The organism is Burkholderia puraquae (assembly GCF_002099195.1).
Taxonomy (GTDB): domain Bacteria; phylum Pseudomonadota; class Gammaproteobacteria; order Burkholderiales; family Burkholderiaceae; genus Burkholderia; species Burkholderia puraquae.
The window spans coordinates 142,562-169,244 of the sequence record NZ_NBYX01000011.1 but is presented as its reverse complement, the minus strand read 5'-3'; the positions used below and the strand labels follow the sequence as shown (position 1 = coordinate 169,244).

Genomic DNA, 26,683 nt, shown 5'->3' with positions numbered 1-26,683 from the left:
ATGCAACGGCAGCCGTTCGCGTATTCGAAGGACGTTGAATCGTCGAGCGTCAGCCCGCATCGGTAACGCTGCGAAATGCTCTGGTATCCGAATGACCCTGGAGCACACCGCACCACTCACTCCGCCAGCAGTTTCAACCCCGCCGGGAGCGTTTCGCCGAACACGCGCACCGTGTCGGCTTCGTCGAACGCAATCGCCTCGCGCACCATCTCGATCCAGGCCGCCGACGCATTCGCCGCCGACAGGCGCTTGATCACGGCCTCACGCGTGTCGTCCGGCAGGTCGCGCGAACGGTCTCCGGTCATCCGCGCAATTTGCGCAGCCGCGAACGCGGCTGGCTCGACCTGTTTCCAGTCGAGTGCAAACAGCGCATCGAGCCAGCCCTTGGCGACTTCCGCCGGCACGACACTGTGTGCGCTGCCGTAGAACGGCCGGCGCGCGCCGATGCGCCCGAGCGCCCATGCACACAGCGCACGCTCGGCCGGCTTCTGCAATGGCGCGATCAGCCGCTCGGCCAGCTCGACCTTGCGCTCGACGGGCAACCGTTCGAGCGACGCGGACAGCCGCGTCATGTCGGCCGGACCGACCTTGCCCGGATCGAACGGCAGCTTGCGCCGCTTGTCGTCGGACGGTTCGAGGAACGCGATCGCGTCGCGCACCTGCGTCTGCGCGTCGTCGTCGAGGCCGCCGGCCACGCGCCGCCACAACGTCCACCACTCGGACCACACCTGAGCGTCGGTCACGTATTGGATCCCGTCGTCGAACAGCGGCCACAGCTGCTCGATACGCCATGCGTCGAGCGGATGGCCGAAGCCCGGGCGCAGGCAATAACCGGCGAGGTTCAGCCATGCACGCTCGTGATCGGCCGAGCGCCGGCGCCGCCGTGCGCGTGCGAGCAGCGCATCGAACAGTTCGCGCGCGAGCGCGACGTCCCACTCTTCACGCGCACCGAGCACCTGTTCGAGCTGCGCGCGCAGCCGGCGCGTGTCCTTCGGCGTGACGCCCGCGGCCTTGCTGCCGAACGAGCGCTCGATCAGCTCGATCGCCTGATCGAGACGCGGATGCCGCGCGGGCCCCGCATCGTCGCCTTGAACCGGCGCATCGCCGCGCAACTGGAATTCGAGCCGCCAGCGGCGCGCCGCGTCGTCGGTCGCAATGCAGTGCATTTCAAGCGTGCCGACCTCGGTCAGCGACGCGGTGAGCTTCACCGGCGTTTCGCGGGCGTCGCTGCCCGCCTTCGCGTCGACGACCGTCGCGATCGGCGGCAGCCGCACGAAGTCGCCGCCGTCGAGATCGACGAGATCGCCGGGTTGATACCTGGTCTCGGCCACCGTCGATACGAGGTGGAAACGCACCGGCTGCCCGAGCTGCAACGCGAACGTGCGATCGTCGAGCCGGATCTCGCGGCCCTCTTCCGCCCCGCGCGGCAGCAGGCAGACGCCACGCGCGGCCGAATCGGCCGCGCCATCGTCGAGCACGAGGAAATAGCTGCGCGCGGACCCGCCGCCGATACGCGGTGCATGCCCGGCACGCGCGAGCCCGTAGGCCACCGCGCCGCGTGCGACGGCCACGTCCGGATGCGCGTTGTGCAGCACGTCGAGCGGCGCGCCGCGCCACGCGCCGAGCGTCTGCGCGAGACGGCCGGCGAGCGCGCCCGCGCGGAACACGCCGCCGTTGAGCAGCAGCGTGTCGGGCAACGGGCCTTCGGCATGACGGTTCAGGAACGCGGCGACGTGCCGCGTGACGGCCGCGTCGCTCGCATAGGGCAGCCCGAATTCGACGATCGCGGCGCGTGCGCGGCGCGGCAACTCGCCGGCTTCGACCTGCGGAAAGAAACCTTCGACGACGATCTGCTCGACTTCCTGCCGCGTCAGCTCGGCCGAACGCGCGCCGCCGACGAGCTTGCTGCCCGCGCCGAGCAGCGTGACGTTGACGGATTCGGGTGCATCGTCGCCGAGCAGCCGCTCCTTCGCGGCGCGGCAGCGCTCGACGAGCTGCGACAGGCTCGCGGCGGACAGCCGCGTGCCGGGCTCGGTCAGCCTCGACTCGACCAGGCGCGCGAGCGCGAGGTCCATGTTGTCGCCGCCGAGCATCAGGTGATTGCCGACGCCGACACGCGTGAAGGTCGGCTCGCCGTCGTCGCCCGGCGCGACATCGACGAGCGTGAGGTCGGTCGTGCCGCCGCCGACGTCGCAGATCAGCACGCGCCGCGCGGCGGCAAACGTGTCGCGCAGCGTGGCACGCTGGCCGTACAGCCAGTCGTAGAACGCGGCCTGCGGCTCTTCCAGCAGCCGCAGCGCGGGCAGTTTTGCGCGCCGTGCGGCCTCGACCGTCAGTGCGCGCGCACCGTCGTCGAACGACGCCGGCACCGTCAGGATCACGTCCTGCTTCGCGAGCGGCGCATCGGGAAAACGGGCGTCCCACGCGTCGCGCACGTGCGCGAGATAGCTCGCGCTCGCGTCGACCGGCGACACCTTGTCGACGCCGTCGGCCGCGCCCCACGGCAGGATCGCCGCGAGCCGGTCGACCGACGCGTGCGACAGCCAGCTCTTCGCGCTCGTGACGAGCCGGCCCGGCACCTGCGCGCCGAGCGTGCGCGCGTAGCGGCCGATCACGGCCGGCGTCGCACCGGCCGCGTTCGCGTTCGCATTGGCCGCCCACGGCAGCCGCAGCGTGTCCGGCGGCAGCTCGCCCGCCGCCGGGTGATAGCGCACCGACGGCAGCAGCGGCTGCGCAGCCACCGCGCCGGGGCCGACCAGCTGCTCGACGTCGAACACGCGAATCGTGTCGGAACCGGCCTCGACGTAGGCGACGACCGTATTGCTGGTGCCGAGGTCGATCCCGACCGTATAGCGCTTCATCGCGCTCAGGCGGCGCCGCGCACGTCGAACTCGACCTTCCAGCGCTCGTTCGTGCCGCTCGGGATCGCCTCGAGTTCGAGCGTGCCGGCTTCAGTCACGCGTGCATGCAGCTTCACGGGCACGACCTCGCCGACCGTGCGCCCTTCGGCAGGCAGCGTCGCCTGGATTTCCTCGAGCTCCTGCAGTTCTTCCGCCGACCAGTAGTCGAGCAGCGTGCCGACCTCGTCCTGGCGGCGCACCGACGACCCGAAGAAGCGGAACTGCACCGGTTCGCCGACGACGAGGCCGAACTCCTGCGGCGGCAGCGCTGCGTCCGAGCCTTCCTCCATCCCGAACGGCGCGACGCACAGCGCCTGCACCGGCGGTTCGAGCCCCGGCACCGCGGGCATCGCCGATTCGATCGCGACGTAGTACGCACGCGCCGTGCCGCCGCGAATGCGCACGCCACGGCCGCGCTTCACGTAGCCGTAGTACGCCGCGCCGCGCGCGACCGCGAGATCGAGATCCGCGCCTTCGAGCAGGCGGGCGGGCGGCGCGCCTTCGGCGGCGAGCCAGCTGTTGAGCGTATCGAGCACGCGCTGCGTGAGCAGCGTCGACTTGAACACGCCGCCGTTGAACAGCACGGCCGTCGGATGCAGGAACGTCGCGCCCTGCGGCAGCGTGCGCTGCACGCCTTCGAGCGAATCGAGCGCCGCGACCTGGCGGCCGAGGAACGCCGCGAGATGGCGCGTGATGCCCGCGTCCTGCGCATACGGCAGGCCGAGCTGCGTCAGGCCGACCCGCGCGCGGCTCACCGGGCGCGCGGCTGCGTCGACTTGCGGGAAGAAGCCTTCGAGGATCGTCTGCGTGAGCTCCGCCCGCGTGAGTTCCGTACGGATCGACCCGCCGATCAGCTTCGAGCCGCGGCTCGGCACGACGAGCGGCACCGCGTCGGTCGTCGGGTCGGACAGCAGCGTTTCCTTCGCGGCGCGGCATGCGTACGTGAGCGCGCGCAGTTGCCACGGATCGGCCTGCGTGCCCTGTTGCGCGAGCTTGCGCGCAACGACGTGCGCGAGCGCGAGGTCCATGTTGTCGCCGCCGAGCAGGATGTGCTCGCCGACCGCCACGCGATGCAGCTCGAGATTGCCGTCGCGCTCGACCACCGCGATCAGCGACAGGTCGGTCGTGCCGCCGCCGACGTCGACGCACAGGATCAGGTCGCCGACCTGCACCTGCTTGCGCCAGCCGCCCTGGCTCTTCTGGATCCAGCTGTACAGCGCGGCCTGCGGCTCCTCGAGCAGCGTCATCCGCGAGTAGCCGGCAGCGCGTGCGGCCTCGGCCGTCAGTTCGCGCGCGGCCGGGTCGAACGATGCGGGGATCGTGACCGTCACGTCCTGGTCGGCGAACGGCGCGTCGGGATGCGCGTGGTCCCACGCTTCGCGCAGGTGCGTCAGGTAGCGGATCGAGCTTTCCAGCGGCGACACGCGCGACACTTCCGGCGGCGCATCGCTCGGCAGGATCGCCGCGCGGCGGTCGACGCCCGGGTGGCACAGCCAGCTCTTCGCGCTCGACACGAGGCGGATCGGCGTGCCGGCGCCGCGCGTGCGCGCCATTTCGCCGACCGCGAAGCCGCGCGAGGCCGTCCACGGCAGCGTCAGGTCGCCCTGCGTGAGTTCGCTTTCATGCGGCAGGTAGAGGAACGACGGCAGCAGGTCGCGCGACTCCAGCGCGCCGGGCGCGGTGAGCTGCGCGATCGGCAGCACTTGCTGCGCGATCGTTTCGCCGTCGCTTGCATTGCTGTCGACATACGACAGCGCGCAGTGGGTCGTACCGAGATCGATACCGATCGAATAGCGCGGATCGCTCACAGTTCCACCTCCGCCGGTGCGACGACCGAGGCGTCGTGGCTGCCCGTCAGCTTCGGCAGGCGCACGTCGGCCACCCGCCAGCCGCGATGGCTGACCGTGCCCGTGAACGGCGCCGAGCCGACCACGTTGCCCGTCACGCGCACGGCCGTCGCGTCGAAACCGGCCGGCAGCGTCACGCGGCTGCCTTCGGCTTCGTCGCGCACCGGCACGATCGTGAAGTGTTCGCGCAGCGCGGCACGGCAGCCGTCGTGCACGAGGCGCGCGGCCGCGCCGATGTCGGCGTCCGCGTAACCGGCGATGTCTTCCTCGACGAAGTCGATGAAGCGCGCATCGCGCTGCAGCAGGCCGAGCAGTTGCAGCGCGGCCTGCGGGCTCGCTTCGCGCAGCTCGGGCGCCGGCGCCTTCACGGGCGCGGCGGCGGGTGCCGGGGCCGGAGCCGGGGCAGCGGCGGGTGCCGGCGCGACCGGCGCCGGGGCGCCGTCGCGCACGCGCAGCACGCCGGCCGCGAACTCGCGGTTGCCGAGCACGGAGAAGAACGTGCCGACGGCCAGCGACAGCCGGCCGAAGAAGGACAGGTTGGATTCGGGCATGGGGTCTGGACTCCTGTGGGCTCGCGACACGGCGAGCGATCTTGCCTGGGCGCCCGGCGGCGGCGTGCGGATTGCGCACTGCCGCCGCCCGGCGCGTGATTCGGTCGCGCCCTCGCGGGTGCGGAAAACCCGTATTTTGCCCTGTGGCGGGCGAACCGGGCAGAAGTTGGGGGACAGAACATCTCGGCGCGACGGTTTCGGCCGTGCCGGATCGCGTGCAGGCCGCTTCCGGCCTCGATGCTGCGGCGCGTCAGCGCGGCTTGCGCCGCCGGGCCGCCTTCGCTTCGAAATCGCGCGACAGCATGCCGAGCGTGACTTCGCCGAAGCGTGCGAGCAGCGTCGTCTCGGCCTCCTTCAGCGTGGCCGACAGCTGCGCATTGACGGCCTGCTCGACCAGGCATTCGGCCTCGTCGTCGGTGACGAGATCGGAGAACAGCGGCGGCTCGCCCACCGCGCGATAGACGTCGAGCAGCGTGATGTCGTCGAGCGCGACGCTCAGCGCCCAGCCGCCGCCATGCCCCTTCTCCGACTGCACGTAGCCGCGCTCGCGCAGGCCGCCGAGCAGGCGCCGCACGACGACCGGGTTCGTGCACAGCATCGTCGCGATCGCTTCGGACGTCATCGGGCCGTCGGCCTGATCCATGTGGATCAGCGCATGCAGCATGCGCGACAAGCGGCTGTCGGTTCTCACGGGCAGAACTCCCCTCTCTCGAAACTTGTGAAGTTGCATGAATGATACCATCGCCCTATCATGCAACTTCTCGTGTTTCATGAGTTGGCCACCATCGACGCACGTCCGTCATTCACGCAGGTTCAGGAAAGGAGTGGGTGCATGCATGACCATCATGAAGTGATCGTGATCGGCGGCAGCTTTGCGGGGCTGTCGGCGGCGATGCAGCTCGCGCGGGCGCGCCGCCGCGTGCTCGTGATCGACGCCGGCCGGCCGCGCAACCGCTTTGCCGCGCACGCGCACGGCTTTTTCGGGCAGGACGGCAAGCCGCCCGCGCAGATCGTCGACGAAGCCGCCGCGCAGCTCGCCGCGTATCCGACCGCGCGGCGGATCGCAGGCGACGTACGCACGGCCGAACGCGATGCGGACGGCCGCTTCCACGTGACGCTCACCGACGGCAGCCGCGCGAGCGCCGACCGGTTGATCCTCGCGACCGGCATCCGTGACGAACTGCCCCCGCTGCCGGGGCTCGCCGAGCGCTGGGGCGTCAGCGTGCTGCATTGCCCGTACTGCCATGGGTACGAGGTGAGCGGCCAGCGGCTCGGCGTGCTCGCCACGCACCCGCTGTCGGTACATCAGGCGATCCTGATTCCGGACTGGGGCCCGACCACGTGGTTCACGCAGGGCGTGGTCGAAGCGAATGAAGAAGAAGCCGCGTTGCTCGATGCACGCGGCGTCCGCATCGAGCGGTCGCCGGTCGTGGAAATCCTCGGCGAAGCGCCGCGTATCGAAGCATTGCGGCTCGCCGACGGGCAGGTCGTGCCGATCGATGCGCTGTTCGTCGGCGCGCGCACGGCCATGGCGAGCGATCTCGTGCAGCAGCTCGGCTGTGCATTCGACGACGGGCCGCTCGGCCCGGTCGTGCGTGTCGATGCGGGGAAGCAGACGAGCATCGCCGGCGTATTCGTGGCCGGCGATGCGTCGACACCGATGACCAACGCGACGTTCGCGTCGGCGTCCGGCGTGATGGCCGGGGTCGCCGCGCACCGGTCGCTGATTTTCGGGCTCGACCGGTGACGGTGCGTGGTGTCGCGGGCCGCGTAATTCGAAGCGGCGATGCGATGCGATTCGATGCGCCGCCGGCGCGATCCGCAGTCGCATCGATGGATTCGCGTCCCGATGTGAGGTTTAATGCTCGGCACATCCGGCATTAAGAGACATGAAATGCTCGACCTCGACGACCTTCGACTCGTACGCGCGATCGGCACGTCGCGCTCGCTGGCTTCTGCCGCGCGATTGCTCGATCTCACGCCGCCTGCGGTCACGATCCGCCTGCAGCGGATGGAAGCACGCTTGAACGCACGGCTCGCCGTGCGGCAGCCGAAAGGGATCGCGTTGACCGACGAAGGGCAACGGCTGTACCAGGAAGCCGTCGAGATTCTCGAGCGCGTGGAGGCGTTGCCGGTCAGCATTGCGGGCGACCACGGCGACGTGCAGGGCACGCTGCGCGTCGTCGCCCCGCTCGGCTTCGGCCGCAAGTATATCGCGCGAATCGTGCGCGACGTGCAACGCGCACATCCGAAGCTGGAAATCTCGCTCCACCTGTCGGAGAGCCCGTTGACCAGCGCGTCGGGCGCCGACGTGGTCGTTCATGTCGGCAGCCTCAAATCGTCGTCGTGGATCGGGTACCCGCTCGCGCCCAATGAACGCTTCCTGTGCGCGAGCCCGGCCTATGCACGTCGCATCAAGGAACTGAACCATCCGTCCGACCTGGCCCGCTACGACTGCCTGTGCCTGCGCGAGAACGACGAGGACATCCCGCGTTGGCGCTTCTCGCCAGGCAGCGACGTCAAGGGCGAACCGCGACGGTCTACTGTAATCCGCGTCACCGGTGCGCTGTCGTCCAACGACGGCACCGTCATCACGGAATGGGCGCTGGCCGGGCTCGGGATCGTCGAACGCTCGGAGTGGGACGTCGCGCCGCTGCTGGCAAACGGCAAGCTCGTCCGGTTGCTGCCCGGCTGGCACCTGCCGCCCGCGCCGGTGACGGCGCTGCTGCCGTCGCGCACCGGCCGTTCCGCACGGCAACGGGTGTTCCTCGAAGCCGCGACGCGGTTTCTGAGCCCGCCGCCGTGGCGCGGCAAGACATGAGCCGCGCCACGACCCGCGCGATCCCGTCGATTAAATGACGTTTAATGCTGGATTAGCCATGCGTTAAACACGAAGCCCGTCGACGCCTCTACAGTGTTCGCATCGGCAACCCTCCGAGGCAACGCATCGTGGACCTTCAAACTCTCAACACCCCGGCTGCCGTGATCGACGTCGGCCGCATGCATCACAACATCGGCCGCATTCAGGCGCATCTGGACGCGCTCGGCGTCAGGTTCCGGCCGCACGTCAAGACCACCAAGTGCACGCACGTCGTCGATGCCCAGATCGCGGCAGGCGCGCAGGGCATCACCGTGTCGACGCTCAAGGAAGCCGAGCAGTTCTTCGCGCACGGTATCCGCGACATCGTCTACGCGGTCGGCATGGTGCCCGCGAAGCTGGGCCAGGCGCTCGCGCTGCGCCGGCAGGGCTGCGACCTGAAGCTGGTCGCCGACAGCCTGCCGGCCGCGCACGCGATCGCCGAATTCGGGCGCACGCACGGCGAGCGCTTCGAAGTGTGGATCGAGGTCGACGTCGACGGGCACCGCTCGGGAATTCTGCCCGACGCCGGCCTGCTGATCGACGTGGGCCGCGCACTGGTCGATGGCGGGATGGTGCTCGGCGGGGTGCTGGCGCACGCGGGCTCCAGCTACGAATACAGCACGCCCGAAGCGCTGGCGGCAATCGCCGAGCAGGAACGCAGCCGCACCGTGCGGGCGGCGGCGCACCTCCGGGCCGCCGGACTGCCCTGCCCGGTCGTGAGCATCGGGTCGACGCCCACCGCGCTGGCGGCCGAAAACCTCGACGGCGTTACCGAGGTGCGCGCCGGCGTGTACGCGATGTTCGACCTCGTGATGCACAACATCGGCGTGTGCGACCTGTCCGACATCGCGTTGTCGGTGCTGACCACCGTCATCGGACACCAGGAAGAGAAAGGCTGGGCGATCGTCGACGCAGGCTGGATGGCGATGAGCCGCGACCGCGGCACGCAGCGCCAGGCGCGCGATTTCGGCTACGGGCAGGTCTGCACCGAACACGGCGACGTGCTCGGCGACTACGTGATGAGCGCCGCCAACCAGGAGCACGGGATCGTGTCGTGCACCGGCTCGCCCGACTCCGGCATCGCGCAACGCTTTCCGATCGGCACCCGCCTGCGCATCCTGCCGAATCACGCGTGCGCCACCGGTGCGCAACATCCCGAGTATCACGCCATCGGCGAAGACGGCAGCGCGCAGACGTGGCCGCGCTTCTACGGGTGGTGAACCCGAGCGCGCATCCGCGTCGCCCCCTCGACGAATTGACTATTTATCCAAATCTGGACAAAATTTAAACAACCCCGATTTGCCTTGCGCCGAAAGCGCTTGCCTGAATATGCCGACAGACGCCCGACTCCTGCTTCTCGACCGCGATGCCGTCGAGCCCGCCCTCCAGGCCGCGCAAGTGACGGCGGCGGTACGCGAAGCCTTCGTGCTGCACAGTCAAAGGGCCGGACGCGTGTTCCCGGTGGTGCGCGAGAAGCTGCACACCGGCGGCGTGTTCGGCATCAAGTCGGGCGACGTCGGGTGCCAGGATCTGCTCGGTTTCAAGGCGGCCGGGTTCTGGCCCGGCAACCGGGGGCTCGGCGGCGAGCCGCATCAGGCCACCGTCGCGCTGATCGATCCGGCGACGGGCCGCCCGCTGTGCATCATGGACGGCAATGCGATCACCACCGCGCGGACCGGTGCTGCCGGCGGCCTCGGGCTGCAACTGCTCGCGCGTCGCGACAGCACGCGAATCTGCGTGTTCGGCACGGGCGTGCAGGCGCGCGTCCAGCTCGACTACGCGCTCGGGCTGCTGCCGCAACGGTGCACGGTGCAGTACGTGAACGTGAGCGGCGAGCCTGACCCGGTATTCGAATCGGCCTTCCGGGAACGATGCACGATCGGCGTGGCTCGCGACCGGAACGACGCGGTGGCCGATAGCGACGTGGTCATCACGGCAACGCCGGGCCGCGGCGCGCTGTTCGATGCGGATGCGGTTCGGCCGGGCACTCACCTGACCTGCGTGGGCGCCGACACCGCAGGCAAGCGTGAGCTTCCGGCCGGCTTGCTGGAGCACGCGCGGATTTTCGTGGACGATCACGATCAGGCGCGCAGCATTGGCGAGTGTCAGTGGGCGCCGGATTTGCCACGCACCGAAATCGGTGACATCCTCGCCGGAACCGCGTCGGTCGGCCGTGCGGCGCACGAGATCACCGTCTTCGACATGACCGGGCTCGCGCTTCAGGACCTGACCGTCGCACGCTTCCTGTATCGGCAGGCCCTCGAAAACGGCACCGGGATCTCCATTCCGTGGCCGTGGTAAACGAAACTCCCCGTCAATCGCCATGCGTCTCACCCAAGTTTCCGCCCTCTCGTTCGACCTGGACGACACCCTGTGGCCGTTCGGGCCGTCCGTCGTACGGGCCGAAGCGGCGCTTCGCGCGTGGCTGATCGAACACGCACCCGGTACCGCGAGTGTGCTGCCTACGCAGCAGGCGCTGAGCGATTTGCGTGAGGAATACGAACGATTGTGCCCCGAACTCGCGGGTGACTTCCGCGCGATGAGAATCGGATCGATCCGGCTTGCGCTGGAACGCGCGAACGAAGATGTCGCGCTCACCGAGCGTGCATACGCGGCCTTCTTTGCCGCGCGCAACCGGGTCGAATTCTATGAAGATGCGTTGCCGGCGCTCGCGTGGTTGAGCGCGCGGTTTCCGCTGATCGCGGTGACCAACGGCAACGCGGATCTCCGGCTGACCGGCGGCGGCGAATTCTTTCGTGCGACGCTCAGCGCGCAGGCGTTCGGGGTCGCGAAGCCCGAGCCCGGGATATTTCATGCCGCGGCGGAAGCACTCGACGTGCAGCCGGCGGAATTGCTGCATGTCGGCGACGATTATCACCTCGATATCGTCGGCGCATTGAACGCGGGGCTTCAGGCGGCGTGGGTGGTTCGCGATACGCATCCGGCGGAAGCGGAACGTGTTCGGCAGCAGGCCACGACGCCGCACCTCACGCTCAGCGACCTGTCGATGCTGTGTCGCGCGCTCGGCGGGCCTGACGACGTTGAGTGAGCGCCTGCGTGCGCCGCGTTCGCGACGCACGCTTCACCGCCATGAAACGCGGCTGGCCGCCGTTCCCCGACTGTGCAAACGTAGCGGTCGGTCACGCCGATGCGGCGCATGACCAACCGCCGATTCACGCCGCCTTGCGCGCGTCCGCAATCCGCTGCGGCGCCTTCGGCCGCGCATACAGCCGATCGAGGTACGCACGCAATTGCGGGAACGATTCGATCAGGTTGCACTCGCCCGCCCAGTCGATCAGGTAAGCCGTCACGCAATCGGCCACCGTCAGCGTGTCGCCGACGATGAACTCGCGCCCTTCGAGATGCTTGTCGAGGATCGCGGCCATCGTCTTGAAATCCTCGCGCGCCAGTTCGATATCGGCCGGCGAGCGCTTCTCCGGCGGATAGATGAACGAGTGCCGCGTGATCCGCCACAGCGGCTGCTCGAGCTCCGTCACCGCGAACATGACCCACCGGTAGGCCTGCGCGCGCAGCGCCGGATCGACCGGCAGCAGCGCCTTCTCCGGGTACTTGTCCGCGAGATACAGCACGATTGCGGCCGACTCGGGAATCACGAGGTCGCCGTCCACCAGCACGGGCACCTTGCCGGCCGGATTGAGGTGCAGGAATTCGGGCCGCTTGTGCTCGCCCTGAAGCAGGTTCACCGAGATGAACTCGAAATCGGCATCCAGCTCCTTCAGCCCCCACAGCGCACGTTGCGAGCGGGTGCCGGCAAATCCGTAAAGCTTCATCGCCAGTCTCCATCCGGAATGTCGGGAAAACGTCCACTTGCCGGCCACGGCGCGTCGCCGATACACGACGCCCCGCCGCGCTCGTCGTTCACGCGCCGGGAATCGCCAGCACCGGCATCACGTCGATCGCCACGCCCGGGAACAACGTGAAATGCGGATGGCCTTCGAACAGCGCGGCCGCCGCGTCGTGCGAGGCCGCCCGCACGACGGTGAAGCCGCTCATCGCGTTCGCCGTGTCGGTGACGCCCGCCGCATCGATGGTCTTGGTCTTGCCGAGCGGCCCGCCCATCTCGACGATCGCATCGCGATGCCGGTCGACCCATGCATGCCACGCAGCAATGCCGTCGCGTTCGCGCGTGCGCCGCTCATCCTCCGGCAGCGCCAGCCACGCCTTCATGGCCGGGCTATCCTTGGTCCCGAGAAATACCGCGAGATACAACGGCTGTTGAGCACTCATGCTGTCTCCTCCGGTGACGGACGCGACGGGCTGCCGCGCCTCGACCTTGACAAGATAGGTTGATATCAACACAATTGCAACATGGCACGAAAAGAAAAGCTCCCTTTCGAAACGACGCTGATGGTGCGCGATTGCTGCCTGTGCCTGCACATGCAGCGCGCGGCGCGCAATCTTGCGCGGATCTTCGACGACGTGCTGCGCCCGCTGGATCTCACCAACGGCCAGTTTTCGCTGCTGATGTCGCTGAACCGGCCCCAGCCGGCGCCGATGAAATCGGTCGCGTCGCTGCTTGCGATGGACCGCACCACGCTCACCGCCGCGCTCAAGCCGCTCGAGCGGCGCGGCCTCGTCACGATCGCGCAGGATCCGGACGACCGGCGCAGCCGCCTGCTCGAACTGACGCGGGCCGGCCACGACCTGCTCGCCGAAGCGTTTCCGCTGTGGCAGCAGACACACGCCGAGATCGAGCGCCCGTTCGCACCGGGTGAAGTCGATCAGTTGCGCGGCCAGTTGCGCGCACTGTCGGTCGATCCGGCCGCGCGCGACTGAGCCTGCGCGGCAGGCCGCTCGGCTCCTGCCATTCCTTGTCAGTTGTCATCGGACGAATCCCTCGCGGCGCCCGATTCGGTGGCAATATCGCTCGGCACGACAACCGATCCGGTATTCACAAGGAGGGACGAGCATGGGCAACAACGAGAAAGGCGCGTATTTCCGGTCGCTTCACCGCGCGGGGCAGCCGCTGGCGCTGTTCAACGTGTGGGACGCCGGCAGCGCGCGCACGGCGGCCGACGCGGGCGCCGTCGCGCTGGCAACCGGCAGCTGGTCGGTCGCGGCGGCCAACGGTTTCGTCGACGGCGAGCAGATGCCGCGCGCGCTGATGATGGAAGTGCTCGAGCGGATCGCGCGAGCGACGAACCTGCCCGTCACCGTCGATCTCGAAAGCGGGTACGGCGAGCGCCCGGAAGATGTCGCCGAAACGATCGCGCTGAGCATCGAGGCCGGCGCGATCGGCTGCAACCTCGAAGACAGCTTCCCGGCGACGGGCGAATTGCGCGACGTCGACGCAGCGGCGGCCCGTCTCGGGGCAGCACGGCAGGCTGCCGATCGCGCAGGCGCCGGCTACTTCATCAACGCGCGCACCGACGTGTTCTTCAAGGCGCCGGCCGACACGCACGACGAGCGCCTGCTCGACGCGACGCTGGCCCGCGCACGCGCGTACGCTGCGGCCGGTGCCGATGGCCTCTTTGTGCCGGGGCTGCGCTCGCCGGCGCTCATTCGTGCGCTGACGGCCGCGTCGCCGCTGCCGGTGAACGTGATGCGCGTCACGGCCACGCCGACGCTCGCCGAATTCGCGGAATACGGCGTGGCCCGCATCAGCCACGGGCCGTATCCGTACCTGCAGGCGATGAAGACGCTGGCGGAGATGGTCAGGCAAGGCGGCTGACAGCTTCGCGGAGCGGACGGCCGCGCGCGCATCGAACGATTACATCCCATGTAATTGGCGCACGGCGCGGCCGCTCCTACGCTTCGGGTGTCGCGCCGCCATTCCGGCGGCGCTCATCGCCCGGGAGACATCATGTCCGCCTATCCGCTTCACACCATCGACTCGGCACCGGCCGAATCGAAGCCCGTCCTCCAGCAGCTCCGGCAAACCTTCGGCATGGTCCCGAACATCGCCGCAGCCATGGCGGCGTCGCCGATCCTGATCAACGGCTTCATCGGCCTGTTCGAGCGCGTGCACGCCAGCAGCCTCACCGAGCCGCAGATCCAGACGCTCCTGCTCACCAACGCGGTCACGAACGCGAGCGAATGGCCGGTCGCCTTCCATACCGCGCTTGCGCTGAAACAGGGTGTGACCCACGCCGACGTCGACGCGATCCGGCGCGGCAGCCTGCCCGGCGACGCGAAACTGGCCGCGCTGTCGGCCACCGCACGCAAGCTGATCGACACCCGCGGCCGCCTGGCCGATGCCGACCGGCAGTCGTTCCTCGACGCCGGCTTCAGCGCCGAACAGTTGCTGGAAGTGATCGCGGTGGTCGCCGCATCGACGATCACGAACTACGTCGGCAACGTGACGCGGCCCACGCTCGAAGCGCCGTTCGACGCATTCGCGTGGCATGCGAATGCCGCGTGAGTCCGATATAGTCGATCGCGTCGCTCACGGAACGCCCACGGAGGCACGATGAACGCCAGCCGCCGCGATCGGCACGCGCCGCCGCACGAACTGGGCCAGTTGCTGCGCGACTGGCGCGACGTGCGCGGCATGAGCCAGCTCGACCTGTCGCTCGACGCGGGTATCTCGCAGCGCCAGATCAGCTTCATCGAAAGCGGGCGCAGCGTGCCGGGCCGCGACACGCTGCTGACGCTCGCGCAGACGCTGGACGTGCCGCTGCGCGATCGCAACGCGCTGCTGCTCGCGGCCGGCTATGCGCCCGTGTATTCGGAAGCGCCGTGGAATGCGCAGGAGATGCAGGGCGTGATCCGCGCGCTCGAACGGGTCGTGCGCCAGCACGATCCGTTTCCGGCGATCGTGATGGATCGCCACTGGAACGTGCTGATGACCAACGACGCGGCACCGCGCTTTTTCGGCTGCTTCATCGACATGGCTGCGCGCGACGGCCCGCGCAACCTGCTGCGCCTGATGTTCGATCCGCACGGCATGCGGCCGTTCGTGGCCGACTGGGATACGGTGTCGCGCAGCCTGCTGCAGCGCGTGCATCGCGAATCGGTCGGCCGCGTGATCGACGACGACACCCGGCATTTGCTCGACGACCTGCTCGCGTCGCCCGATGCGCCGCGCGACTGGAAAACGCCGCCGGCGCCGGCCGCCGCACCGTCGCTGCCGGTCATCCCGATCGGCTTTATCCACGAAGGTATCGTGCTGCGTTACTTCTCGCTGGTCACGACGGTCGGTACGCCGCAAAGCGCCGCTGCACAGGAGCTGCGCATGGAGTGCATGTTCCCCGCCGACGACACGACCGAAGCGCGCCACCGGCAACTGCTCGACGCGCACGCACCGGTGCGCTGAGCGGCGGGCCGGGCGGCCCGCCGGTGCCGGTCATTCCGCCAGCGTGGACACCACGCCGACGCGCTTCGGCACGCCGGTCACGATCGTTGCAACCGCGACGGCCAGCACGACGGCCGCGGCGACGAACACGCCCGCCGCGCCGTTCGCGTCGAACACGACGCCGCCGGCCGCCGCGCCCGTCGCGATCGCGAGCTGGATCGCCGCGACGATCAGCCCGCCCGCGCTCTCGGCTTCATCGGGCACGGTACGCGTGACCCACGTCGACCAGGCCACGGGCACGCCACCGAACGCCATCCCCCACAACGCGACGAGCACCGCGTCCATCATCGGCGCGCGGCCGAGCGCGACGAGCGCGACACCGAGCACGACCATCAGCGCGGGCATCCCGATCAGCATCGGCCGCAACCGGTGTTCGAGCACGCGGCCGGCGAGCGACGTACCGACGAAGTTCGCGATGCCGTAGCCGAGCAGGATCGCCGACAGCCCGTTCACGCCGACGCCCGCGACCTGTTCGAGGAACGGCCGCAGATACGTGAAGAACGCGAAATGCCCGGTGAACACAAGGATCGTCGCGAACATCCCGAGGCCGACGGTCGGCCGGCGCAGCACGTCGACCAGCGTGCGCAGCCGCGTCGTGCCGCTCGGCGGCATCGACGGCAGCGTGATGACCTGCGACACGAACGCGATGCCGCCGAGCACGGCCGCGATCAGGAACACGTTGCGCCAGCCGATCAGGTGACCGAAATAGCTGCCCATCGGCGCGGACGCGATCGTCGCGACCGCCACGCCGCTGAAGATGATCGACAGCGCACGCGGCACCATCGCCGTCGGCACGAGCCGCATCGCGGTGGCCGTCGCCATCGTCCAGAAGCCGCCGAGCGCAATGCCGAGCACGACGCGGCCGATCAGCAGCATCGTCAGGTTGGGCGCGAACGCGACCGCCAGATTCGATGCGACGAGCAGCACCGAGAACACGAGCAATACGCGCCGCCGGTCGATCGTGCGCGTCAGCGCCGAGATCAGCAGGCTCGTGACCAGGGCGACCGTCGCGGTGGCCGTGACGGCCTGCCCGGCCACGCCTTCGGTCACGCCGAGGCTGTCGGCCATCGGCGTCAGCAGGCTGGCAGGCAGGAATTCGGCCGTGACGAGCCCGAAGACGCCGAGCGTCATCGCGAATACCGCACCCCAGGCCGGTTCGCGGGGGGCCGCCGTCGAGGCGGCCGAGGAAATTCCGGGATTCATGCGTCGTTCCGTGTCGTATAGGGAAAATACTGATGACGGCGTATCGTAAGGAACGACGACAGGACGGTCTATGACATACAATCCGTTCTTGTTGATCGATCGTCCGAATCTCGATATGTCCGAGCCCCTGCCTTCCCCCGTGTCCGACGTACACGACCTCGTCAGCGAGCTGCTGCTGGGGATGCGACTGAGCGGCGTCCAGTACCGCCGCATCCAGGTCGCGCGGCCGTTCGGGCTGAATTTCGGCGACGCGCCGGGCCGCGCGCAGTTCCATTTCGTCGGGCGCGGGCCCGTGCTGCTGCGCGACGCGACCGGCGAGACGATGCGGCTCGAAGCCGGCGACGCGATCCTGCTGCCGCACGGCGGCATGCACGCGCTGGTGTCCGACCCCGATGCACCGTGCCGCGAAATCAATGGCTTCGAGGTCGCGAAGATCTGCGATACGGTCGCGTCGGTGGCATCGGCCGGCGCGTCGCCGGCGACCTGTGCAACGACCGAGCCGGGCGCCGGCGATGCGCTGATCTTCAGCGCGTGCATGGAGCTCGATCTCGGCGGCATGCAGCCGCTCGTCGGCACGATGCCCGAGTTCATGCACGTCGGCACGCTGCTCGCGCGCTACCCGGAAATCCGCCCGATGCTCGATGCGATGGAGCGCGAATCCTGCTCGGCGCGCGCGGGCTTCGCGGGCATCCTCGCGCGGCTCGCGGATGTGGTCGCGGCGTTCATCGTGCGCGGCTGGGTCGAATGCGGATGCGGCGACGCGACGGGCTGGGTGCAGGCGCTGCGCGAGCCGAAGCTCGGCCGCGCGATCGTCGCGCTGCATCGCGATCCGGGCCGCAACTGGAGCGTCGCGGAACTCGCGACCGAAGCGGGCGTGTCGCGCTCGGTGTTCGCCGAACGCTTTCTCGCGGCCACCGGGATGACGCCCGTGCGCTACCTGACCGAGCTGCGGATGCGACTCGCTGCGCAATGGATCACGCGCGACCACGAGACGATCGAGGCCGTCGCGTACCGGCTCGGCTACGGCTCGCTCGCCGCGTTCAGCCGTGCGTTCAAGCGCGTGGTGGGCAAGCCGCCGGGTGCCGTGCGCGCGGACGGCGAGGTGCGCGGCGAAGCGTAAAACGTGACGCTGGCCGAGGCCGCCAAGCGTCGCTCAAGTCGCCACCACGCGTGGATTGCCGCACTCAGCCGTTGCGCGCTTCCAGCCTGTCGATCAGCGCCGTCGCGCACTGCACGGCGAGCGCCGCGCACTGCTCCGCATCCACGACGGCGCCGCTCGCAGCGGTGCCCTGCACGATCCGGCCCAGCAAATCCTTCGAGAGATCGGCGATCTCGTAGTCCCGTTCCGTCATGATGTCCCTCCTGCGCGTCGACACATGGCAACGACGCGCTCACTTCCGCTGCCCGTTCAACGCCCTTTCGCCCGCACGACGATCTGCGCCTGCGTGTCGCGTTCGATCCGTTCGAGCGACGCGCGCAGTGCCGTGAATTCGTCCGGCGTACACACCTGACGGCCGAATTCCGCCGTCATCCGCCGCGTGACCTGCACGACGCGCGCGGCCGCGTCGAATACGTAGTGCGACGTGAAGTCGACGAAGCGATCGTGCACGGCCGTATCGGCCGGCAGGTCGGTCACCGCGACATCGGCCGGCAGTGCGACCTGGCCGGTCTCGTCGAACGTGCCGCCGATGCAGCCCCACGGCTGCGTGCGCACGGGTTCGGCCAGCCAGCTCTCGACCTGCGTCGCGATGCCGCCCGTCAGGCTCGACAGTGCGGGCAACGCAGTCGTGCCGTCGGGCCACACGAAATGGTCGAGCGCGCCCGAGATCGTCACGTCGAAGGGCCCGTCGGTCACGCGCCGGTCGCTGGTCGACAGTTGCGCGCGGCCGCGCAAGCCGCTTTGCCGCAGGCGGTTGTTCGCGAGTTGCGCGACGAGGTCGGGCGTCGCGCGGCGAAACAGGTTGCGTTCGAGTTCGGCCGTCCAGCCGTCGTCCTCGATGTACGCATGAAAACGCGTGGCGCCCGGCCCGGCCGCGTCGATCTCGACCCGAGCGATGCGGCCGCGCGGCTGCGTGGCCGGCGTGCGCGACAGCACGCCCGTGTCGACGAGCAGCGCGGGACGGTCCATCACGATCGGCGGCAGATAGCCGAACGCGATGCCGGCCGTCGTCGTATCCGCATAGCGTTCGAGATCCGGCAGCCACGTGATCGCGTGATTGATCGCACCGCCGCCGTAACCGGGCACCGACGGCAGCGTGTAGACGGACCCGAGATTGAGCAGCACCGGTTCGCTGCGGATGCCGACCGCCGCGAGCAGCGCGCCGAACAGCGCGACATGATCCTTGCAGTCGCCGTAGCGGTTGCGCAGGATGTCCGTGACGCGATGCGGCGCGGCGGCCGTTTCGCCGAGAAACAGCCCGACGTAGCGGATGTTCGCCTGCACCCAGTCGTACAGGATGCGCGCCTTGTCGCGCGGATCGGCGGTATCCGCGGTGAGCGTGCGCGCCAGCTGCGCGACGGCCGGATCGTCCGTACCCGGATCGACGGCCGCGTCGCGGTAGCGCGCGGCGAACGCCGCGTAGTCGGGCAGCGTCGACACGACGAGCCGGTCGCCGTAGGTCGGGTACCCGACCGCGCCGTTCTCGATGCGGTCGTACGGGCCGTGCCGGTAGTCGAACTCGTAGCGCGTGCGGCCGTTCGCGGTGACCGGCGGCAGCGCGACGTAGCCGCGCGCATCCGCGTACAGCGGCATGTCGGCCGGCACGTCGAAGATCAGCCGCTGGCTGTCGACCGGCTCGCGCGACGGCTCGACGGTGTAGCCGAAGTAGCCGCGGTTGACCGGCTTCGTGCGTGTCTTGCGAAACGCCACGCGCGTGCTCGACCCGGCTTCGACGCCGGGAAACACGACGGTGCGCAACAGCCCGTCCTGGAACGTCGGCGCGCCGGCCGAGCGCGGCTCCTGTACGTCGCGGATGCCGTCCGCACCGACCGGATGCGCGACACCGTCGCGGTCGATCGTCTCGGCCGCGAGCAGGTCCACCTTCTCGAGATTCTTGTCGAACCACACGTAGCGCTGCGCGACCGCGTCGATGCCGTTCGCGTTGTTCGCGCGCAGCGTCGAATCGTCGTGCTCGTCGAGCGAACCGTCATGCTGGATCACGAATTCGTGGATATCGCTGACGAGCGTGACAGGCGCGTCGCCGCCCGTATCACGCACATCGGCCATGGCCGCGCCGTCGCCAAGCGCGATGGTGCAGGCGAGCAGGCAGCCGGTCCATCGGGAAGGAAAAAGCACCACGTCGAAGCTCTCCGCGCGTTCGTTGCCGGGCGCCGGGGCCGGCGCGGACGGTTCGATCCGCATGACGCGCACATGACGGCCCGCACGCCGCTTGCCCCCTTGCGAACCAGTGTGGGTGACGTACCGGCGAGCGTCAAGCCGTGCAGCGGCGGGCCCGCCGCGCGAGCATCGCCGGCATGTCGTCCCGTGCCTGCTGCCCCTGGCGAGCGCGCTTTTTTGCATCACGTCGCGACATATAATTCAGTCAGGTCATCCATGCGTGCGACGTCGACGGAATGACGCCCTGCCGAACACGACACGCCGACATGGGGAAGGAGACATCATGGCGATCATCAATAGCGACTTCGAAATGGGTTATCTCGTGATCGCGTTCGCGCTGCTGGGCCTGATCCTGTTCGGTGCACTGCTGACGGCGCTGCATCTGCGGTGGCATCCGCGACTCATCGGCGCCGCGATCGGCGCGTTGCTCGGCATCGCGCTGATCGAAGCGATACCGATGCTGACGTGAATGCGGCCCGGCGGCCATTCGTCCGATCATGCGCCGCGCGGGGTCGGAACGATCGGCGCCTGCCGGGGAAGCCGTCATGGCTTGGCCGCTCCGCCCGACCCAGCGCCAGGGCGGGATTCGTGCGGCCCGGCTCGCCGCCCTGTGGCGGGCGAAGGGGCCGAACGCCACGCGCTGTGCGAGCCGCTCGCCGTCGTGGCCTGGCACGATGCGCACGGATGCCACGAAGCGCAGCTGCTCGGCCCGACGCATCACGTGTTCCGCCACGACACGGACGCAGTCAGGATCTCGATCGCGCTGGCGAAGCGTTTCATCGACACGATGCTCGCCGGCACGCTGATGCCCGCCGGCTGACGGCCAGCCGAGGCGCCCTTCGTCCCTCGTCATACCGGAGGCGACATGGAAAACGGTATCGTCCAGACGCTCTTGCTGCTCGCGCTCCTCGTGTTCGCGGTGCTGTTCTTCACGGCCGGGCGCGGCCGCGACCGCGCGCGCGACAGGCTGCTGCACCGGCCCGCGCGACGCTCGTCACGCTCGCATACGCATCGTCATCCGTAATCGCGCAATTGCACCGCACAAGAAACCGGCCGGCGGCATGCGCGATGCGCGCCTGCACACCCCACCTCGCGATATCGGATGCGGCGGAGAACCGACACGTGATCCGCATCGTCATTGCCCTTGGTCGTCACCCGGCGCGGCGCGCGACGTGCACCGCTACCCGACGTTCATCGGCAGCAACACCATCTGCTTGCCCTCGACGTGCAGGCGCGCCTGCAGCTCGACGGGCGTCTGGTTGTGCAGCCACGCCGTGAGGAAATTCACGCGCCGGAAGATCAGCTTGCTCGCGAAGCACACGGCGTTCGGATACGCGTCGAGCGTCGACGACGCGAGGTTCATGAATTCGACGACGGGATTCGTGCCGAACGCGATCCGGTAGTCGGCTGCGATGCCGTTGCGGCGGCAGTGCGCGACATAGTAGTCGAGCGATTCGGTGATCGTGTGCCGCAGCCGCTCGAGATGTTCGTGACCGTCGTACGCCTTTGCGTCGACTTCGCCGACCGCGAGGAAGATCACGTTGCGGAAGTGCCCGGGAAACAGCCGGTTGACCCACAGCAGCGCGTGCATGCTCGCGCCGCGATGCTTGCCGACCAGCAGCACGGCCGTCGGCTGCGACGGATCGGGCTTGCCCGGCGCCGTGGCCTCGTCGATTTCGGGCGGCTTGCCCGAGAACAGTTCGTCCTCCTTGGCGAGCTGCGCGCGCGTATAGGCGTAGTGGCGGTTGATCATGAAGCACAGCGCGATCACCGCGCTCGTCACGAGCACCGTGAGCCAGCCACCCGCCGTGAACTTCTCGACCAGCGTGATGACGAGCACGGTCGCCGTCACGCTCAGCCCGAGCGCCGACAGGAAGAAGTGCTTGAGCCAGCCCGGCTCGCTGCGATGGCGCCACCAGTACGTGCACAGCCCGAGCAGCGACAGGCTGAACGTGAGAAACACGTTGATGCTGTACAGCACGACGAGCACGTCGACGCTGCCGTGCGTCCACAAGAGGATCAGCAGGCTCGACAGTCCGACGACGACGATGCCGTTCTGCCGCACGAGGCGCGTCGACAGGTCGCGGAAATGGCGCGGCACCCACGAATCCGACGCCATGTTCGACAGCACGGCCGGGCCGTCGAGGAAGCCCGTCTGCGCGCCGACCATCAGCAGCCCGGCCTCGAACGCGAGCACGGCGGCAAGCAATGCGTGGCGCGCGAACGCCGAGCCGAGCCCGAGATGGTCGATCACGCTGCCGAACACGACCGCGTTGAGCGTCTCGCCTTCGACGGGCCGCGCGTGCCACAGCATGTACAGCAGGATGATGCCGCCGGCCGTGAACGCGAGCGACGTCGACATGTACCACATCGTCACCTTGCCGTTCGGCACGCGCGGATCGGCGAGCATGTTCACGTTGTTCGACACGGCCTCGAGGCCCGTGTAAGTGCCGCCGCCGAGCGAGAACGCGCGCATCAGCAGCGCGAGCATCACGAATACGCCGAGCGACTGCGACATCCCGTGCGCCTCGTGCACGGCATCGGGCACGATCATCGCGAGGTTGCTGCCATGCACGGCGACGCCGTACACGATCAGCCCGAAGTGCAGGACCACGAAGCCGATGAAGATCGGCAGCAGCACCATGATCGATTCGCGCATCCCGCGGAAATTGAGCCCCGTCATCAGCAGGATCAGCACGATCTCGGTCGCGAGCTTGAACGCCTGTGCGCTCACCGGCAGCAGGCTGAAGAATGCGTCGACGCCGCTCGCGAGCGACGTCGCGACGGTCAGCACGTAGTCGACCAGCAGTGCCGCGCCCGACACGAGCCCCGGCTTCGACCCGAGCAGCGACGTCGCGACGCGGTAGCCGCCGCCCCCTGTCGGGAACAGCTCGATCACCTGGTTGTAACCAAGCGCGATGATGAACACGGTCGCCGCCGTCGCGATCGCGAGGAACAGCGCGAGCGGCGTGTGGTGCGCCAGCGCGAGAAACGCTTCTTCCGGGCCGTAGCACGACGACGACAGGCCGTCGGCGCCGAGCCCGACCCAGGCCAGCAGCGGCGTCACGGCGATCGCATGCCGCGTGCGCGGATCGAGCGGGTCGAGCGGCTTTCCGACGAGCAACTGCCACACCTTCTGGAACGTGGTCATGTTCCCCTCCCGGCGCCACGCGCTGCGTGATCCTTTAAAGCTAATCGACGCACGGGCGCGGCGCCAGTCCGCATCTTCCATAGGGGCCGCACGGCGGCCCGGCACCGCTTTCAGCGTGTAAGCGAGCAACCCCGCCAACCACGCGCCGGGTCGGCCGCTTACGCGCGTTCGCGCAACGCGGCGCCCCCGCCCCGGCTACCTTCCCGCGCCTGCCTGCACCGCCCGTCGCACTGCCCGCCGCCGCCCGACACCGGCCCGCGCCGCTCGCCGCCGCCTTCCCCGGCCCCCATGGACGCGTTCGGCCCCGCGTCCCGGTCGTGCGTTGTTCCCCGCAATTCGACTTTAGTGCGCGCGCAACAATGGCGATGCCTCGCGCACGGCGTCCTGCGGGACATCCGTCTCCCGCTCGGCGCCGGGCACGACGGTCGTCGAAAACCACATCTCACGAGGACATACCATGCAACTCCAATCCCATCCCGCGTGCCGCCCGTTTTATGAGGCCGGCGAACTCACGCAACTGACTGCCTTTTACGAAGAAGGACGTAACGTCATGTGGATGATGCTGCGATCGGAGCCGCGGCCGTGCTTCAACCAGCAACTCGTTACAGACATCATCCATCTCGCGCGCGTCGCACGCGACTCGGGCCTGCCGTTCGACTTCTGGGTGACGGGCTCGCTCGTCCCCGAGTTGTTCAACGTCGGCGGCGACCTGAGCTTTTTCGTCGACGCGATCCGCAGCGGCAAGCGCGACCTGCTGATGGCCTATGCACGCTCGTGCATCGACGGCGTGTACGAGATCTACACGGGCTTCGGCACCGGGTCGATCTCGATCGCGATGGTCGAGGGCAGCGCGCTCGGCGGCGGCTTCGAGGCCGCGCTCGCGCATCACTACGTGCTCGCGCAGAAGGGCGTGAAGCTCGGGTTCCCCGAGATCGCGTTCAACCTGTTCCCGGGCATGGGCGGCTATTCGCTCGTCGCGCGCAAGGCCGATCGGGGCCTCGCGGAGCAACTGATCGCGACAGGTGAAGCGCACGCATCCGAGTGGTACGAGGATCGCGGCCTGATCGACGAGACGTTCGACGCGGGCGACGCGTATCTCGCGACGCGCACCTTCATCGACGTGACGAAGCCGAAGCTGAACGGCGTGCGCGCGATGCTGCGCGCGCGCGAGCGGGTGTTCCAGCTGTCGCGCTCCGAGCTGATGGACATCACGGAAGCGTGGGTGCATGCGGCGTTCACGATCGAGCCGAAGGATCTCGCGTATATGGAACGCCTCGTGATGCTGCAGAACCGGCGCGTGTCGAAGCTGCGCACGGTGTAATGCGACGGGCGCCGCCGCTTGCCGGCGGCGCCCGTTCGTGAACGAAGCTCAGGCGATCAGCCTGAGCTTCCTCGTCTCCGCGAGCCACGCCTCGAACGCCTGGGCCGGCATCGGGCGCGCGTAGTAATAGCCCTGCGCGTGATCGACGTCGAGCTGCTTGAGAAATTCGGCTTCCGCATGCGTTTCGACGCCTTCGGCGATCACCGCGAAATTCAGCGCCTTCGCGAGCGACACGACCGAGCGCACCAGCGCCTGCGAACGCGGATTGCGGTCGATGCCCGTGATGAAGCTGCGGTCGAGCTTGATCGCGTCGAGCGGCAGGCGCGACAGCTGCGACAGCGACGAATAGCCGGTGCCGAAATCGTCGAGATGGATCTCCGCGCCGAGCTGGCGGAACTGCCGCATCAGCCCGTTGGCCGAATCCTCGTCCTCGATGAAGCAGCTCTCGGTCAGCTCGATGTCGAGCAGGCCGGGCTTCAGCCCCGCGGCGTCGAGGATCGACGCCATCTGGTGCACGATGTTCATGTCCTGCAACTGCCGCGCGGACACGTTCACCGCGATCCGGATGCCGAGCCCCTGTGCCTTCCACGCGGCGGCCTGCGCGGCCGCGGTGCGCATCACCCAGCGCCCGAGCGGTGCGATCAGGCCCGACTCCTCCGCGAAGCGGATGAACTCGACCGGCGCGACGAGCCCGCGGTCGGGCGACTGCCAGCGGATCAGCGCCTCGACGCCGTGCACGTCGCCGGTCGCGATATCGACGACCGGCTGGTAGTGCAGCACGAACTGCTCCTCTTCGAGCGCCTTGCGCAGGTTCGTGTCGAGCCACATGTACTTCGCGACCTTCTGGTTCATCTCCAGCGAGAACACGCGGTAGGTATGCTTGCCCTCTTCCTTCGCGACGTACATCGCGGTATCCGCGCTGCGGATCAGCGTTTCGAGCGAATCGCCGTGCTGCGGATGCATCGCGATGCCGATCGAGCAGCTCGTGTAGACCTCCATCAGCCCGAGATGGATCGGCGTGCGCAGCCGTTCGAGGATGATCTGCGCGGTCGCCTCGAGCAGCGGCCGCGTGCCATGCTCGAACAGCACGAGGAATTCGTCGCCGCCGAGCCGCGCGAGCGTCGCGCCGGACGGCAGGCAGCCGCTGATGATCGTCGACACGTCCTGCAGCAGCCGGTCGCCGGTGATGTGCCCGTAGTGATCGTTGACGCGCTTGAAGTTGTCGAGGTCGAGGAACAGGATGCCGACCTGCCCGCGCGACGCGGCGGTCTCCGCGGCAATCGCCGCGTGGATGCGCTCGCTGATCGCATGGCGGTTCGGCAGCCCGGTGAGCACGTCGGTGTTCGCGAGCTCGATGAGCCGCTGCTGCGCGCTGCGCTCCTCGGTAATGTCGATGCCCGAGCAGATCAGGAACTGCTCCTCGACGCCGCTGCCGCTCTGCACGAACTTGTTGCGGAACTGGAACAGGCGCGGCCCGTTGACCGTGTTGATGTAGCGCTCGACCGCGAACGAGTGGTTGCTCGCGAAAAAGCCCGTGATGTTGGTGCGCGACTGCTCGCCCTGCTCCGGGCTCATGAACAGCTCGAACGCGCTGCGGCCGATCACGTCGACCTCGCGCTTGCCCGTCACTTCCTCGCACAGGCGGTTGAAGCGCTGCACCCTCCCGTTGCGGTCGAGGATCACCACGAGCGAATTCACTTCGGACACGACCTGCTCGGCGAACGCGAGCCCGTGCGAGAGATCGCCCGCGACGGATTCCGCATCGGAATAGGCGCAAGCCGTGCCGGCCCAGTCGGTCGTGTCGATCTTCCTGCCGACGAGATGGAGCCTGACCGGTTCGCCGAACAGCGTGATGTCGAGCACGAGGTGCGACGTGACGCCGGTCAGCGCGCGGATGCACGCGGCCTGTTCGCCCGTCAGCGCGACGGCGACGTTGGTCAGGCCGCGGACGGCCGCCAGTTCGAGGGCATTGCTGTCGCTGCCGAGACGCCAGCAGGGGCTGCGCGTACCGACGTGCGCCTCGAGCACCGCGCTATCGTTTTCGTCATCCATGGAGACGCCCCGATCCAGAAAAAACGCACAGTGTAGACGGAGGCGAGCCGGCCGACCGCCCGTCGGGCCGCGCGTCGCGCTCCCGGCAGGGCCATCGTGAATGCCGTGATGAAGGGCCTCGTCCCGTACTTGTTTCCAGCTAATGC

25 protein-coding genes are annotated in these 26,683 nt (G+C 68.7%); 14 read left to right on the top strand and 11 right to left on the bottom strand.

The features are described 5' to 3' along the window. Nucleotides 1-116: 116 nt before the first annotated feature. The 4 genes from B7G54_RS21645 to B7G54_RS21630 form a co-directional block, all read right to left on the bottom strand. A complete protein-coding gene (locus B7G54_RS21645) occupies nt 117-2,861 on the bottom strand; it encodes an Hsp70 family protein (RefSeq protein ID WP_085040937.1) in 2,745 nt (914 codons plus the stop codon). Between the two features lie 5 nt (nt 2,862-2,866). Next, nucleotides 2,867-4,708, bottom strand: coding sequence for an Hsp70 family protein (locus B7G54_RS21640; protein WP_085040936.1), 1,842 nt, complete (start codon nt 4,706-4,708; stop codon nt 2,867-2,869). Further along, on the bottom strand, nt 4,705-5,298 hold the full coding sequence (locus tag B7G54_RS21635) for a DUF2760 domain-containing protein (RefSeq protein ID WP_085040935.1): 594 nt from the start codon (nt 5,296-5,298) through the stop codon (nt 4,705-4,707). The genes B7G54_RS21640 and B7G54_RS21635 overlap by 4 nt, the downstream gene beginning before the upstream one ends. A 250-nt stretch (nt 5,299-5,548) precedes the next feature. Beyond that, on the bottom strand, nt 5,549-5,989 hold the full coding sequence (locus B7G54_RS21630) for an Rrf2 family transcriptional regulator (RefSeq protein ID WP_085040934.1): 441 nt from the start codon (nt 5,987-5,989) through the stop codon (nt 5,549-5,551). A 141-nt stretch (nt 5,990-6,130) separates the two neighbouring features. Between B7G54_RS21630 and B7G54_RS21625 the strand changes: the two genes are divergently transcribed. The 5 genes from B7G54_RS21625 to B7G54_RS21605 all read left to right on the top strand — a co-directional run bounded on the left by B7G54_RS21625 (nt 6,131) and on the right by B7G54_RS21605 (nt 11,207). Continuing rightward, complete coding sequence (locus B7G54_RS21625; RefSeq protein ID WP_085040933.1) at nt 6,131-7,045, top strand: NAD(P)/FAD-dependent oxidoreductase; 915 nt, start codon at nt 6,131-6,133, stop codon at nt 7,043-7,045. A 114-nt stretch (nt 7,046-7,159) separates the two neighbouring features. Further along, on the top strand, nt 7,160-8,119 hold the full coding sequence (locus tag B7G54_RS21620) for a LysR family transcriptional regulator (protein ID WP_085040932.1): 960 nt from the start codon (nt 7,160-7,162) through the stop codon (nt 8,117-8,119). A 128-nt stretch (nt 8,120-8,247) separates the two neighbouring features. Next, nucleotides 8,248-9,378, top strand: a complete 1,131-nt coding sequence (locus B7G54_RS21615) for a DSD1 family PLP-dependent enzyme (protein ID WP_085040931.1) — start codon at nt 8,248-8,250, stop codon at nt 9,376-9,378. Between the two features lie 109 nt (nt 9,379-9,487). Further along, complete coding sequence (locus B7G54_RS21610; RefSeq protein ID WP_085040930.1) at nt 9,488-10,459, top strand: ornithine cyclodeaminase family protein; 972 nt, start codon at nt 9,488-9,490, stop codon at nt 10,457-10,459. 22 nt (nt 10,460-10,481) lie between these two features. Further along, complete coding sequence (locus B7G54_RS21605; protein WP_085040929.1) at nt 10,482-11,207, top strand: HAD family hydrolase; 726 nt, start codon at nt 10,482-10,484, stop codon at nt 11,205-11,207. A 124-nt stretch (nt 11,208-11,331) separates the two neighbouring features. Here B7G54_RS21605 and B7G54_RS21600 read toward each other — a convergent pair whose 3' ends face one another. Together B7G54_RS21600 and B7G54_RS21595 are read right to left on the bottom strand one after the other, a co-directional pair. Next, nucleotides 11,332-11,949: a glutathione S-transferase family protein gene (locus B7G54_RS21600; protein WP_085040928.1), complete on the bottom strand. Its 618-nt coding sequence runs from the start codon at nt 11,947-11,949 to the stop codon at nt 11,332-11,334. An 88-nt stretch (nt 11,950-12,037) separates the two neighbouring features. After that, the gene (locus B7G54_RS21595; protein ID WP_085040927.1) at nt 12,038-12,406 is read right to left on the bottom strand and encodes a hypothetical protein; all 369 of its coding nucleotides are present in this window, start codon (nt 12,404-12,406) and stop codon (nt 12,038-12,040) included. A gap of 81 nt (nt 12,407-12,487) precedes the next feature. Between B7G54_RS21595 and B7G54_RS21590 the strand changes: the two genes are divergently transcribed. The 4 genes from B7G54_RS21590 to B7G54_RS21575 all read left to right on the top strand — a co-directional run bounded on the left by B7G54_RS21590 (nt 12,488) and on the right by B7G54_RS21575 (nt 15,434). Beyond that, nucleotides 12,488-12,955: a MarR family winged helix-turn-helix transcriptional regulator gene (locus tag B7G54_RS21590; RefSeq protein ID WP_085040926.1), complete on the top strand. Its 468-nt coding sequence runs from the start codon at nt 12,488-12,490 to the stop codon at nt 12,953-12,955. Between the two features lie 133 nt (nt 12,956-13,088). Next, nucleotides 13,089-13,850 (top strand): isocitrate lyase/PEP mutase family protein, encoded by a 762-nt coding sequence (locus B7G54_RS21585; protein WP_085040925.1) that lies wholly within the window; start codon nt 13,089-13,091, stop codon nt 13,848-13,850. Nucleotides 13,851-13,982: 132 nt separating this feature from the next. After that, nucleotides 13,983-14,540: a carboxymuconolactone decarboxylase family protein gene (locus B7G54_RS21580; RefSeq protein WP_085040924.1), complete on the top strand. Its 558-nt coding sequence runs from the start codon at nt 13,983-13,985 to the stop codon at nt 14,538-14,540. A 48-nt stretch (nt 14,541-14,588) separates the two neighbouring features. After that, entirely contained in the window at nt 14,589-15,434 is an 846-nt protein-coding gene (locus B7G54_RS21575; RefSeq protein WP_085040923.1) for a helix-turn-helix domain-containing protein, read from the top strand. 30 nt (nt 15,435-15,464) lie between these two features. Here the strand turns inward: B7G54_RS21575 and B7G54_RS21570 are convergent, their stop codons facing one another. Beyond that, nucleotides 15,465-16,676 carry an MFS transporter gene (locus B7G54_RS21570; protein ID WP_085040922.1) on the bottom strand — a complete coding sequence of 404 codons (1,212 nt, stop codon included), beginning with the start codon at nt 16,674-16,676 and terminating at the stop codon, nt 15,465-15,467. A 70-nt stretch (nt 16,677-16,746) separates the two neighbouring features. Between B7G54_RS21570 and B7G54_RS21565 the strand changes: the two genes are divergently transcribed. After that, nucleotides 16,747-17,796: an AraC family transcriptional regulator gene (locus B7G54_RS21565; RefSeq protein ID WP_085040921.1), complete on the top strand. Its 1,050-nt coding sequence runs from the start codon at nt 16,747-16,749 to the stop codon at nt 17,794-17,796. 64 nt (nt 17,797-17,860) lie between these two features. Here the strand turns inward: B7G54_RS21565 and B7G54_RS39115 are convergent, their stop codons facing one another. Further along, the gene (locus B7G54_RS39115) at nt 17,861-18,028 is read right to left on the bottom strand and encodes a hypothetical protein (RefSeq protein ID WP_165765598.1); all 168 of its coding nucleotides are present in this window, start codon (nt 18,026-18,028) and stop codon (nt 17,861-17,863) included. A gap of 56 nt (nt 18,029-18,084) precedes the next feature. Beyond that, nucleotides 18,085-19,974, bottom strand: a complete 1,890-nt coding sequence (locus tag B7G54_RS21560) for a DUF3857 domain-containing protein (RefSeq protein WP_085041021.1) — start codon at nt 19,972-19,974, stop codon at nt 18,085-18,087. Nucleotides 19,975-20,296: 322 nt separating this feature from the next. On the opposite strand from B7G54_RS21560, the gene B7G54_RS21555 reads away from it, so the two are divergent. The 3 genes from B7G54_RS21555 to B7G54_RS39110 all read left to right on the top strand — a co-directional run bounded on the left by B7G54_RS21555 (nt 20,297) and on the right by B7G54_RS39110 (nt 21,037). Continuing rightward, a complete protein-coding gene (locus B7G54_RS21555; protein WP_085040920.1) occupies nt 20,297-20,482 on the top strand; it encodes a hypothetical protein in 186 nt (61 codons plus the stop codon). A gap of 141 nt (nt 20,483-20,623) precedes the next feature. Beyond that, nucleotides 20,624-20,833, top strand: a complete 210-nt coding sequence (locus B7G54_RS21550; protein WP_106409003.1) for a hypothetical protein — start codon at nt 20,624-20,626, stop codon at nt 20,831-20,833. A 45-nt stretch (nt 20,834-20,878) separates the two neighbouring features. Next, nucleotides 20,879-21,037, top strand: a complete 159-nt coding sequence (locus B7G54_RS39110) for a hypothetical protein (protein ID WP_165765597.1) — start codon at nt 20,879-20,881, stop codon at nt 21,035-21,037. Nucleotides 21,038-21,193: 156 nt separating this feature from the next. Here the strand turns inward: B7G54_RS39110 and B7G54_RS21545 are convergent, their stop codons facing one another. Further along, on the bottom strand, nt 21,194-23,164 hold the full coding sequence (locus B7G54_RS21545) for an APC family permease (protein ID WP_085040919.1): 1,971 nt from the start codon (nt 23,162-23,164) through the stop codon (nt 21,194-21,196). 457 nt (nt 23,165-23,621) lie between these two features. On the opposite strand from B7G54_RS21545, the gene B7G54_RS21540 reads away from it, so the two are divergent. Continuing rightward, on the top strand, nt 23,622-24,485 hold the full coding sequence (locus tag B7G54_RS21540; RefSeq protein WP_085040918.1) for a crotonase/enoyl-CoA hydratase family protein: 864 nt from the start codon (nt 23,622-23,624) through the stop codon (nt 24,483-24,485). A gap of 48 nt (nt 24,486-24,533) precedes the next feature. Here the strand turns inward: B7G54_RS21540 and pdeR are convergent, their stop codons facing one another. Beyond that, nucleotides 24,534-26,537 carry a cyclic di-GMP phosphodiesterase gene (pdeR, locus tag B7G54_RS21535; RefSeq protein ID WP_085040917.1) on the bottom strand — a complete coding sequence of 668 codons (2,004 nt, stop codon included), beginning with the start codon at nt 26,535-26,537 and terminating at the stop codon, nt 24,534-24,536. Nucleotides 26,538-26,683 lie beyond the last annotated feature (146 nt).